The following is a 12,297-nucleotide window of genomic DNA, read 5'->3' as shown; positions in this document are numbered from 1 at the left end:
TGCCCGCGGTGTCTTCATCGGTCGCGATCACGTCGTTAGTCGCGTCATCGACAGAGCCGACCGTCACATTCACGGTCAATAGATCTGTACCGCCGTTTCCGTCATCAACAACGACGGTAAAGCTGTCGCCGCCGTTGTAGTCTTCGTTTGGCGTATAGGTCCAGGTGCCATTTTCCGATACAACGACAGTACCATTTGTTGGACCAGTGAGTTCGGTGAAGGTCAGATCATCCCCATCGCCATCTGATGCTGACAGGGTTCCTGTGATTGGAGTGTCTTCATTTGTTGTAAAAGAAACATCAGGGCCAATCGGTATGTCATTGTCATCTACATCAATAAATGTTGGGGCTTGATTCACTGAACGAAATGCATCTAAAAGGATTAAACTTTGGGTCTGAGATAATCCTAGAGATTCAAAACCGGAGGTCACGAATTCGGTAGCGGGGATTGTTTCGTCACCATCTCGCTCAATGGTTCCACTTGTGCTTAAACTGGAACCACTCTCACCAGCTGCTGTCGCAAACTCCTCCCCTAACTCAGTAGGGTCTTCGCCATCTTCTAATGCGGCAAAAATATTGGCGATATCTTCATCGAGTTCGACTTCACCTTCTTCGGGAGAAAAGCGCTTGGCCGATATTTGAGGATCATCAACATTAAGTTGATTAGGTGATTCAAGAGTGACATCTCCTGGTTGTAAGGACTCACCTTGTTCTAGGATTTTCATCGTTCCATCTGCTGAGATAACAATGCGCTGACCTAGTGCAAGTACACCTACCAAATTCAATGCTGTAATGTCCATATAAACCCCTAAGACCCAATTCCATTCAATAACGTCAATTTTATGACATAAAACTTACAATATTAATTAAAATATAACACCTAACATCATATTACTCCTAATTATGAATTCAGCATTTTACAAACTTGTTAGCAAGGTAACGACAGCGATCACATCGCACAACAATCAAGGTGCTCGGACTAGATATATAAGTTATTGTGTTTACGAAAGATAATAAAATATAAACAGTAAAATGACGCGTCACAAAAACAACCAAGACACATGCCAGTTTACTAACATTTTAACAACGAATTATAGCCATCAAATTACCCACCGTGTTTTTTTTGGCGGTTCATCTAAATTTTGTATATAAAGGTTAAAGTTCGATATTTAGATGCGCGCTATTTTTGGAGATACAAATTGAATTGGATTCAAACGACGACAGTAGGATTAGCGATAGCATTGAGTTTACCTACTAAATCACAAACCTTAGAGCAAGCCGTAGCATTTACATTAGAAAGTAACCCTGAAATCAAAAGTGCTTATAATGAATACGTCAGTAAGCGTTATTTGCACGACGCATCAGGTGGTGCCTATCTTCCAAGTATAGACTTAGATGGCGGGATCGGCTACGAGCATACGGATCTAGCATCTAATCAAGACACCACCGATCTCACTCGTAAAGAAGCAACCATTACGCTGACGCAATTGATATGGGATGGTTCAAATACGCTCAATGATATTGACCGTACCGCTGCAGATGCTGAATCTGTTCGCTATCAAATGCTCTCAAATGCTCAAGATATTGCATTAGAGGTAACGAAGATCTACCTCGATGCAGTCAAAGCTTATGAGGTGCTTTCACTTTCTGAAAATAACCTTGCCACACATAAAGATATCTATCTGGATATTCGCAAACGTGTCGATTCTGGTATTGGTTCCACCGCTGACATGTCACAGGTTGAAGCTCGTATTGCAAAGGCACATGGTAATTTGCTTGCTGCTCAAAATAACCTTTTTGATACCCATACCCAATTCAAAAGAATTGTAGGGCAAGCACCACTAGGTTTAATTTTTCCTCGTGCAGATGTGAACGCCATCCCTTACACCGTTGATGGGGCATTGGCAAAGGCGTTTAGTCAGCACCCTGTTATCAAAATCGCGCAGGCAGATGTCGACTCTGCCAAGTTTCAGTACAAGCAATCGAAAAGCACTAACTACCCTACTGTTTCTTTCGAAGCAGCTCAAACCTGGCGTGATGACGCCGGGGGAACGGAAGGTCGCAGCGATGAACTTTCAGCAATGCTACGTTTAAGATATAACCTCTACAACGGCGGATCTGATCAAGACCGCGCCGAAAGTGCAGCATACCAACTCAATAAAGCAAAAGATTTACGAGAAAGTACATTTCGTAACGTAGAAGAGAGCTTACGTCTTTCGTGGAGTGCACTTGATTTAACGGTACAACAGAAGGAATTCTTGTCAGACCACGTAGACTCAGCATCGGATACCGTTATCTCCTATGAGAAGCAATACCGCATCGGTAAGCGAACACTTCTCGACTTACTGAACACTGAGAATGAACTATTTGAAGCCCGAAAAGGTTATTTAGATGCAAAGTATGATGAGCAATATGCAAAGTATCGAGTGATGAATGCGACTGGCAACTTACTGGCAGGATTAAGAGTGGATACCCCTCAAGAATGGAATGAAAAGGTGGACTATTAATGAAGCTTATATACACAATTGCGCCACTTTGCTTGATCGCTTTGGCTACTAGCACATTCGCTGAGAGCCAGAATGATGAGTTCGAATATCGTCCCCTTCCTCCAGCACCTCAAAGTTATGATCTGTTGGATGACGACAATGATGGGGTCATCAACGCGCGAGATTTATGCGTCGACACACAAATGGGGGCTGAGATAGATAACGACGGCTGTGGCTCATACTTTGAATCATCTGAAGAAAAACAGATACATGTCCTGTTCGCCAATAACTCCACAGAAATTAGCCCTGTATTTCTTGGTCAAATACGCCAGATGGCGGACTTTCTGAAACGCTATGAAAGCACTCGCATCCAATTGCAAGGTTACGCGAGTAAAGTAGGTAATGCTGAACATAATTTGATGCTCTCGAAAGAGCGAGCTTCAAATGTAAAACGTGCTCTCGCCAGTAACGGAGTTCAACCTTCGAGAGTCGATATTGTCGGTCATGGTGATGTAGGATTTAGCAGCAATGACACGGAAATCAATCATGCCCTCAATCGAAAAGTGGTCGCTTCTGTTATGGGGTTTAAAGGAAATATCAAAGAAGAGTGGCATATCTTCACCAAGTTAAATAAGTAAACCTAGGCTGCCTCAACCATAGTAAAACGTTATCTTATGTTAACGCTTTACTATGGTGATAATTCCTTGAATAGCATGTACCTAAGTCGTCTATAATGTTAATCTTGCCAAGTTATCAACATAGAGAACTAATCGATGAGCAAACTAACCTCTGATACTCAAGCAAATCTAGAACTTTTCGTTTCTGAAACACAAGAAACTAAACTGGTATGGGGCCTTCGAAATGAAGAAGGTTGGCTAGCATGTGACTCAAGTGAATTCGAAAACAGCGAAGTGATGCCGTTCTGGTCTTCAAAAGAAGATGCACAAACTCACAATGTTGAAGAGTGGGCTGACTTTGAAGTATTGGAAATTCCGCTAGACATCTTTGTCGAAGACTGGCTACTGACTCTTGCTGAAGATGGCGTTCTTGTTGGTACTAACTGGAATGCGACATTAGAAGGCAAAGAGCTAGAGCCTTCTGACCTAGCGAAATTATACCTCTAATTTCCATTATCGGTCGTGCAACTGCGTACGACCGATAACTCTTTTCATCGTGTTAAATCCATTTGCGTTTGATGCGACCTGCCCTTTGATACCTTTCAAAAATGCCAAATAAAGTCAAACATTGACGCTTAAATTGTCACCCTAATTCACGTCGCTAAAATTATTTATTTTCAGCCTGCTTACGAACCAGTTCAGCCATAATTGCTTGGCGATCATCTAGGTAATCGTTCAGACCAATCTTACGCAATTCACACGCTGGGCAATCGCCACAACCATCGCCAATAATGCCGTTGTAGCATGTTAGGGTTTTGCTTCGAACCAACTCTAGTGCTGAGTATTGGTCGGCCAACGCCCAGGTTTCTGCCTTGTTCAACCACATCAGTGGCGTTTTGATGTCCAGCTTCTTGTCCATACCTTGTACTAGCGCAGAGTTCATCGCTTTTACGAAGTCATTGCGGCAATCTGGGTAGCCAGAGAAGTCAGTCTCACACACACCGGTAATCACAGTTTCAGCGCCAATTTGGTACGCGTAAATACCTGCCAGCGTTAAGAAAAGAATATTACGACCAGGAACGAATGAGTTCGGTAAACCATTATCTTGAAGATCGTGTGATACAGGAATATCGTCACGTGTTAGAGAGCTGATCGCTAGCTCATTCAACAGAGTCACATCCATCACTTTATGTGCTTTCACACCAAGCTCTTTCGACAATGACTCTGCCACTTCAATTTCTAATCTATGGCGCTGGCCATAATCAAATGTAATCGCATGAACTTCGTCATACTCTTTTAGTGCTTGAACAAGACATGTTGTTGAGTCTTGACCACCACTGAATACTACAACTGCTTTTTTCATCTTAAATCCTTACGAAAATCTTCTACTAGCGACTTATCTAGGCCAGTAAACAAATGCAACCTACGCGATACTCAAATACTTGTGAGTTTGGATTGATAAGCGCCAATTGCGCTCAATACAGGTATCAATACAAAGTTGGGTCGCGCGATCTTTTTGGCTGATGGGTTGCAGTGCGATAACAGTGTCGCTAGGAACCGCTGCTCGCTTCAACAAGCTGTCAAGCTGTTCGATATCTTTACTTGTCCCTACCGGATGCTTAATTTCATTAGCACGTTGTAATGCGCTATCTAAGATTTCCAGCTTAGCTTTCATCGCCACTTTTGGTGACACCGTCACCCAGGTACTACTGGTTGCTTTTATTTGTGATGTTCCGCTGGTCTCGATCTGACAGCGGCAACCCTTCCTTTCAAAAGCTTCAGTAAGAGGAACAAGATCATAAATACACGGCTCACCACCAGTAATCACAATATGCTTAGCTGTATAACCTTGTTTGACATATTCATTCACGATGCCTTGAGCATCGATTGCTGACCAAGAGGGGGAATCCTCTGTCTTAACCATGATATCGCCAAGGCTGGTTTCATCTTTGGGCAACGCTTCCCACGTCTGCTTGGTATCACACCAAGAGCAGCCTACAGGGCAAACTTGCAAACGAACAAAAACAGCAGGAACGCCGGTAAACACGCCCTCACCTTGGATGGTTTCAAACATTTCATTAATCTTGTACAACTTACCCTCAGCTCAATCATTTGATGAAATTAATCAACCGCAGACCTTAAAGCACTTACCTTATTTGGTCAAACAAATGAGTAAGGATAAATGAGTTGTGAAAGCCCTAGCCTAGGGTTTCAAGTTCCCTTATCCTTTCGCTCAGAAGATTTCGTTAGCTTTTAATTTTTAATAAGGAATAGCATGTACAAACTGATTGCTCTTGATATGGATGGAACACTGCTTAACAGTGAAAAGGTGATCTCGCAACAGAACAAAGACGCGATAGCAAAAGCTCGAGCTTCGGGTGTAAAAGTGGTTCTTGCTTCTGGCCGCCCTTTGGAAGGCATGCAAAGTAAATTAGACGAGCTTTCAATCAATGGTGAAGATGACTTTGTCCTCTTCTACAATGGCTCTATGGTCCAGAATGTATCAACAAAAGAGATCATTCACAGTGAGATCAGCCACGGTAAAGCAGCGAAAGCGATAGCCACATTGGCCGAGCAGCTTGGTGGCTATGTTCATGCCTTCAGCAAGGTTCATGGTTTGATCACCCCAGAGAATAATGAGTACACAGGGATTGAAGCGCGCATTAACGGCTTAGAGATTACCGAGTTCGACTTTTCTAAGCTAGAAGACGATCATGAAATCATCAAAACCATGATTGTTGCTGAGCCAAACAAGTTGACCGAAATCATCAGCAAGTTGCCACAAGAGCTTAAGACTCAGTTTACCATCGTGCAAAGCGCCCCCTTCTTCTTAGAGTTCTTAAACCCAAATTCAAACAAAGGCGTGGGTATTGAAGCGATTGCTAAGCACTTAGGTATTAAAGCTGAAGAAGTGATCTGTATCGGAGACGCTGAAAACGACCACCATATGCTTGAATATGCTGGGCTGGGTATTGCAATGGATAACGCAATGGAAGAAACCAAAAAGCTAGCTGACTACATTACAGCAACCAATGATGACCACGGCGTAGCCATAGCGATTGAAAAGTTTATCTTCAACTTGTAAGCATTCAATACCGTATCGTTGATAAAGAGAAGGCTGTGCAGTGCACAGCCTTCTTTTATTTTGCAAGAGTGGTTTAACTATTTCCGAGCCCAAGGCAGACGGAATGCGACAACACCAAATAGAATCAAAATAGGAAAACGCAACGTTTCAACAATGAATGAAGCAATGCCACTAAAAGAGACAAAGCTCCCAGCCCAACTGATCAACAAATTACCGACAAGTAACATCGCAATAACCCCAACCACGATCTTAAATGAGAACTGACCGACCAAAGGTTTTGAATCCGTTAACGTCACTAAACAAGCAATCGTCATCAAAATAGCCACCCAGAATGAGAAGGTTGGCAGTGGCCAGATAACGGTTAGAACAATCGATAGCAGACACAGCCCCCACCACACACCTTTAGAGCTTAATAACACACTGATATCAACATCAGGCTTAGTGTCTAACCTAGCGATATGCCACGTTGTTAGCGCGCCTAGTATACCTCCCATCAAGACATCGCTAAAGAAAGCACTGCCTGAGTAAGGCTTAAAGAACATAATCCAAAGCAGGCCTGCGAGCACAATCAATATCGATTTTTGTTCCGACAACCGCTTTAACTTCCACAAAACTAACAAGCTTAAGCTCACCCATAAAGCCGCTAACAAACTTGGAAAGCTGTACCCGCTGCTCATCACCAACTTCAATGTTGGCAAGTAAGCATGTGGACGTGGAAAACCAAAGCCTTGATGAGCGATTAAAGTAAGCAGGGTAACGGATATCAAAGTAAAACCAAACTTCAACGCGAAGTTACGTCCAAAATGCCAAGCGATTAACGGTAAAATTACAATGAAAAACCACGGCTTCGCAACTAAATCAACTAACAGTACCGTGTTAGAAAGGATGCTCGGCACTCTATCGAATGAATTTTGCAATGAAACAATCCAGTTCAATTCCGCTTGATGAATTTTTGGTGCGGCACCCACCAGATCTGAAACATAAGTCACAGGTTGATCGGTTGCCGATAAAAACAGCTCATTAATCTCAGACCACTGCTCTGGGTAGCGGTATTGGTGATCTTGAAGTTCAGTCGGAGCAAGCAACATTGCTCGGCTCACTTCCACACCGTAATGAGGTGCAAACCAGATAGGAAGCTCAAAGCCACCTAATTCGTTTCGAGCTTTAAAACTCACAACTACTGAGTCAGAGATACAATCAAATACAACAGCACTGTCGGTATAACCTAGCACATCTCCAACCGTGACGGACAAACCGGCCTCTTCCCATGTTTCACGCTGGGCCGTGATGGCTGGAGGTTCACCTGAAACAACAGTGCCACCCGGAAGGGAAAGTTGACCAGTGATCAATTCATCCACTAATACAATTTGATTATCAGCGCGAACCAAACACAGCGCCCCTACAACATGCTCTGGCGTGCTGTTATTTGCCGATGCAAAAGCAGTGGTGGTACTTAAGATAGAAAGAATAAAAACTAATAAATATCGAATAGCCAACGAACATACCTAAATGGGAGAAGGAACCTACTAGAACATCTGCCCAGTGTAATCAAACCTGATGAAAATCGCTGTCTATATTTTAATCAAAGACTTTCTCATCCATTGAATGTGAGGAGTGAAGCCCATTTTTTGATAAAAGTCCTTGGCAGGCGAATTAAAATCCCAAACCTCGACAAACACTTGCTGAACACCATAATCATCAAACGTCGCTTCAACTTTGCTAAATAGCTGTTCAGCGATCGACGCTTGTCGATAATCGGGTAAGACAAACAGCTCATCAACACTGCCCATAGGGACCGGTTTACTCACTGTTGAAATAAGCTCACAGAAATGCCCTGAAATAAATCCCACAATTAGTTCACCTTTCAATGCCACATATACCAAGCATTCTGGGTCATCTAGGTATCGTGCAATACTCTTTTCCTGCTCGATCTCTTCTGCTGTTTTAAAATGATCTGGACTCGCAATGTGATGATGATGGTGCAGATCAAACATTAACTCATTTAATTGCTCCAGATCGGTATGCTTTGCAGCCCTTAGTATGACATTCATGACGAGTACGCTTCTCAAACCCAATTAGACTTTAAACTGAGTCTAGTTTACTTGGCGTGGGGATCTATACAAGTTATTGAATTAATTCATTGTTTAAAGTATGCCTTTCAGATGCAAAAACGGCCACATTACGTGACCATTTTTAGATTTTATGAATTACGAACAGATTAACAGTTACTCACCTGAAGGCCTAAGCGCCATTGGCGGATTTCTCTGTTTTAAGTTCAGCAAGTTCGCGCTCGAGCTCAATCAGCTTAATCTCCGCCTCAACTTCAGCGACCCTTTTTTCTGCCTCGGTACGGTTATCCTGTGCCAAACCATCAGCGGTAACCTGAGTACGTTGTGCGTTTCTCGCATCATCAGTATCTTTCATAGAGCCAGCAACACCACCTGTCACACCACCTAACGCCGCCCCTTTTACTGCTAGGCTTGCGTCTCCAGTTAGGGCGCCCGCCGTCGCACCGAGTAAAGCTCCACCCACAGCACCACGGTTACGTGCTGCGTTTTCATTGTCGTTATCCATTGCTGGTGATGCACAACCAGATAGAGTCACAATCAGTGCCGCTAACAGGAAAGGTTTAGTGAATGTCATTGGAGCCTCGCTTAGGTCTTCGTTGGGAGTGAAACCATAATAAACAGAAGGCCATATGAGATAAATAAAGGCGGGTTTAGTTAAAGCATTACGTTTGACTATGCTTCTCTAACCAAATATAAATTGGGGGAGTTTGCCCCCTTCCATAAGCACTCAGGTGCGCAGATAGTTCACTGGTTATTGCATTTGTACTGACTAATTGAATAGGTCATTGACTATTTAAATGAGTCATGGTCGTTCAAGCCGTCTGACGAGTGACCTCGAGGTATTTATTGATATCAACAAAATCGATTTGCTCTGGATTCAAATATTCTTCGGCATACCGAATATGGATGCCACTTGTTAAGAACAATCGAAACAGCTCGATATCGACATGCTCGTCCAAGGCCATCTTGTACAAAATATCAACGGCAACGCTGATAGATTTAGCTTTCTTATAAGGCCTGTCTGCAGCGGTGAGTGCTTCAAAAATATCGGAGATTACCAAAATACGCTCAGGAATCGACAGTTCTTCGGCTGTCAATTTACGCGGGTAGCCTGTCCCTTTTAGGGTTTCGTGATGCGTTGAAGCATAACGAGGCACACGGCTGAGCTCTTTCGGGAATGGAAGATTCTCGAGCATTTTAATGGTACTGACCATATGCTCATTTATCTTGAACCTGTCTTCAGCGGTTAACGTACCACGCGCGATGCTCAAGTTATAAACTTCACCCAAATTGTATAAGTGTTCAGGCACGTCCATTTTAATATTATGTCTTGGATCAAACTCTAGCGGCCGATCTCTTTTCACAATATGTTCAGGTTTATCACTTAAGAGTTGCTCTGTGGCGGGCAAGTTTGTTTTGGAAACCGTCTTCAACGCCTCTATCGGTGACAGACCTAGCTGATCATCAAAATTACGGGTCCAAGTCGTTTCGGCAATCGACCGAATACGCGCAACTTTATCGTCACTCATAAATTCACCGCCGACGTTTGATTCTGCGATAAACGCAAAATCATCTTGCAGCTGCCGCTTAGTTGCGGTGAGTTCATCGGTGATCTGCTGCGCGGACAAATGCCCTTCAAGTTGCTTTCTCAATGCGGCAATTTCGGCATCACGCCACAGTACCTCAAATCGTGTTCTCACTTCGTGAATTCGGTTGTAGCTCGCCTCAAGTTTCGTTCCTTTGTCAACGATGTGCTCAGGCGTGGTGATCTTGCCACAATCATGTAACCAAGCCGCAATTCTAAACTCACGACGCTCGTTATCATTTTCGAATTTAAAATCTTTAAACTGTTCAGATTGCGATTGCTCAGCGGCCTCTGCCAACATCAAACCAAGCATAGGTACACGGTTACAATGTCCCGCTGTATAAGGCGATTTATCATCAATAGCCTGAGCGATAAGCTTAATAAAGGACTCGACAAACGCTTCTTGGGCTTGCTCGTGTTGCTTGAGTTCATTCGCCATGGTTTCTACTGCAACCGATAACTCCCATACTTCTTTTATTCGTGTATCGACAACATGGACTCCATCATAATCACGTTGTTTGATTTTTTGCGTCTCTTCCTTGAGCTGACGAATAGGATGAACGATAGGTGCGCCAAAAACCCAGGCAATCGGCAAGGTCAAGCTCATCAATAACACGGTCACACCAATTGAGGTGGCGACACGCTCATTAACGATGCTAAAAATTTCCGCCTCGGGAATTAATACCGCAAAATATTCAGAATAGTGACCGCCCGTATCAATTTTCTTCAAATAAAGGTGTTTATACTCACCATTAAGCGTGATTCTAACCATCTCACCAGCTGCGGTTGCGGTGTCAATCCCGTCATACAGCTGCATGTAAGGAACCGTATCGCCAGAGCTGGGGGCCTGCTGCTGAAACCACTTTTTTGATAATATAGCTTTTTGCTCATCAGTTAGTGCATTTATGGTTTGATTAATAAGCGGCAATAGCTGCTGATGTTTGTGCTGCAACACAATATGGAATTGATTTGGGTAGCGAGCTTTCAGATCCAGCAAGACTTCATTGACTTTCAGTCTTTCGTAGAAGAACTGCTCCAAAGAAAATTCAAGCACAGGTTTAACATCAAGTACTGCAAATGTTTGTCCGCGCTCAACTGCATCAAACGCTGACTCCATATTGGAAAATTCAACAAGTTCAATATTTGGGAAGTCTTTTCTCACCTGGTCAACTATCGACCAACCCGATAAAATCGCGACCTTCTTACCATTCAGTTCCGCATAATTTACGACGGTTGGTACGCTATCTCGAGTGACAACAGAGAATGGTAATTCGTAGATAGCATCAGTGTATAAACCTTTTACACCGTTACTTGAGTAATTCTGAATAGAGTGCAGGCCATCAATACTTCCCTCATGAAATTTGTCTTTGAGCTCTACCCACGAAAAGCCATTCACAAACTCGAACCTGATTCCGCTGATTTCGCTGATCGTTTTGATAAGATCAATCGCGTAACCTTTAGGTTCCCCAGATACCGAAAAGTCCATCGGCCCCCAATCAATTTGATTGGAGAACAATAATGGAGCAGCTTTGTCTATTATGGCTTGTTGATCAGCATACCAATTCATCTTACTGGTCTTAGGCAGACCAAGTGTCATTCCAGTATCTTGATTAGAAGCAATAACCTTACCTGATTTGGAGTAGATAAAAGACTCAACCCGACTGTCCTCATCCAAATCTAATGCGCTTGCAGAGAGTTTACTCGCCAAAGAAGACAGCACGATATCAATGCCTATCACATGCTGTGTGTCACTGTTTGCTTTTGACCTAAAGGCCAAAGAATACGTTTGACCGGTTATCTGTAGATGATGAAAAAGGTAGGGCTGCGTTTTCTCAACGGTCTCGGTATTGGCCGAAACATACCAAGGCCTAGTCGTAGGCAAGAAGTTGCTAGGCTCGTCCTTTGAGTCTCTTAAATTAAACTCAAGGTCATAGTATTGAGTTGTGCGTATACGGCCAGCTTGTGTGTTGTCTATCTCAATCACAACCCAGCGGTCTGAACGATCAGCACCAAGTTTTTCTCTGACAAAAGGCGAAGATTCTAGATTAATTATTTGAAAAAAATGTTCGTTTGAAGAACCTATATAAATACTGTAGAACTGCGGGTTGTCTTTTACCGCTTCAGACAAAATATCCCTAGCCTCTTCCCTTGATATCTGGTGATCAATTGAGCGATGTACAGATGAGAGCAAATGCGCTGTATTTATCGCATCTGAATCGATTTTACCGATATAGTCGCTGAGATCCTGAGACACCATGGTCAGCTTGGACAAGGTATGCTCAGTCGCCATTTTTTTACTGAAATAATATTGAAGTGACACCGCCACAACGGCAGTAAGCACCGTTGCAAGTAAAAACATGCCTCCGACGGTAAACCGTAATGAGAACTTTTTGTTTTTCATTCTTCTATCCTTGAATAGCCACCAATGCAAAATGTCACTTGCTAGCAATCTTTAT

The 12,297-nt window shown here is 43.1% G+C and carries 11 protein-coding genes; 4 read left to right on the top strand and 7 right to left on the bottom strand.

Features of this window, described 5'->3' with window-relative positions:
* The coding region (locus tag Q1A70_RS11405) for an Ig-like domain-containing protein (RefSeq protein WP_299691015.1) at nucleotides 1-799 on the bottom strand (799 nt) is incomplete at its 3' end.
* Between the two features lie 399 nt (nucleotides 800-1,198).
* Here Q1A70_RS11405 and Q1A70_RS11400 point away from each other — a divergent pair.
* The 3 genes from Q1A70_RS11400 to Q1A70_RS11390 all read left to right on the top strand — a co-directional run bounded on the left by Q1A70_RS11400 (nucleotide 1,199) and on the right by Q1A70_RS11390 (nucleotide 3,609).
* Nucleotides 1,199-2,506 carry a TolC family outer membrane protein gene (locus Q1A70_RS11400; RefSeq protein ID WP_299691012.1) on the top strand — a complete coding sequence of 436 codons (1,308 nt, stop codon included), beginning with the start codon at nucleotides 1,199-1,201 and terminating at the stop codon, nucleotides 2,504-2,506.
* Nucleotides 2,506-3,123 carry an OmpA family protein gene (locus Q1A70_RS11395; protein WP_299691008.1) on the top strand — a complete coding sequence of 206 codons (618 nt, stop codon included), beginning with the start codon at nucleotides 2,506-2,508 and terminating at the stop codon, nucleotides 3,121-3,123. Before Q1A70_RS11400 ends, Q1A70_RS11395 begins: the two co-directional genes overlap by 1 nt.
* A 135-nt stretch (nucleotides 3,124-3,258) precedes the next feature.
* A complete protein-coding gene (locus tag Q1A70_RS11390) occupies nucleotides 3,259-3,609 on the top strand; it encodes a DUF2750 domain-containing protein (protein WP_299691004.1) in 351 nt (116 codons plus the stop codon).
* Nucleotides 3,610-3,769: 160 nt separating this feature from the next.
* Here Q1A70_RS11390 and queC read toward each other — a convergent pair whose 3' ends face one another.
* Together queC and queE are read right to left on the bottom strand one after the other, a co-directional pair.
* Nucleotides 3,770-4,465: a 7-cyano-7-deazaguanine synthase QueC gene (gene queC / locus Q1A70_RS11385; RefSeq protein ID WP_299691001.1), complete on the bottom strand. Its 696-nt coding sequence runs from the start codon at nucleotides 4,463-4,465 to the stop codon at nucleotides 3,770-3,772.
* Nucleotides 4,466-4,525: 60 nt separating this feature from the next.
* Nucleotides 4,526-5,194, bottom strand: a complete 669-nt coding sequence (queE, locus tag Q1A70_RS11380) for a 7-carboxy-7-deazaguanine synthase QueE (RefSeq protein ID WP_363318252.1) — start codon at nucleotides 5,192-5,194, stop codon at nucleotides 4,526-4,528.
* A gap of 183 nt (nucleotides 5,195-5,377) precedes the next feature.
* Between queE and Q1A70_RS11375 the strand changes: the two genes are divergently transcribed.
* On the top strand, nucleotides 5,378-6,187 hold the full coding sequence (locus Q1A70_RS11375) for a Cof-type HAD-IIB family hydrolase (RefSeq protein ID WP_299690995.1): 810 nt from the start codon (nucleotides 5,378-5,380) through the stop codon (nucleotides 6,185-6,187).
* A 77-nt stretch (nucleotides 6,188-6,264) separates the two neighbouring features.
* Here the strand turns inward: Q1A70_RS11375 and Q1A70_RS11370 are convergent, their stop codons facing one another.
* The 4 genes from Q1A70_RS11370 to Q1A70_RS11355 all read right to left on the bottom strand — a co-directional run bounded on the left by Q1A70_RS11370 (nucleotide 6,265) and on the right by Q1A70_RS11355 (nucleotide 12,242).
* Nucleotides 6,265-7,683, bottom strand: a complete 1,419-nt coding sequence (locus Q1A70_RS11370) for a phosphatase PAP2 family protein (protein ID WP_299690992.1) — start codon at nucleotides 7,681-7,683, stop codon at nucleotides 6,265-6,267.
* Nucleotides 7,684-7,758: 75 nt separating this feature from the next.
* Nucleotides 7,759-8,238: a GNAT family N-acetyltransferase gene (locus Q1A70_RS11365; RefSeq protein WP_299690989.1), complete on the bottom strand. Its 480-nt coding sequence runs from the start codon at nucleotides 8,236-8,238 to the stop codon at nucleotides 7,759-7,761.
* A gap of 190 nt (nucleotides 8,239-8,428) precedes the next feature.
* Nucleotides 8,429-8,830: a glycine zipper domain-containing protein gene (locus Q1A70_RS11360; protein ID WP_299690986.1), complete on the bottom strand. Its 402-nt coding sequence runs from the start codon at nucleotides 8,828-8,830 to the stop codon at nucleotides 8,429-8,431.
* 238 nt (nucleotides 8,831-9,068) lie between these two features.
* Nucleotides 9,069-12,242 carry an HD domain-containing phosphohydrolase gene (locus Q1A70_RS11355; RefSeq protein WP_299690983.1) on the bottom strand — a complete coding sequence of 1,058 codons (3,174 nt, stop codon included), beginning with the start codon at nucleotides 12,240-12,242 and terminating at the stop codon, nucleotides 9,069-9,071.
* Nucleotides 12,243-12,297 lie beyond the last annotated feature (55 nt).

The organism is uncultured Vibrio sp. (genome assembly GCF_947488985.1).
Taxonomy (GTDB): domain Bacteria; phylum Pseudomonadota; class Gammaproteobacteria; order Enterobacterales; family Vibrionaceae; genus Vibrio.
Note: the sequence above shows the minus strand (reverse complement) of the source record. Positions and strands in the feature narration are given on the sequence as shown.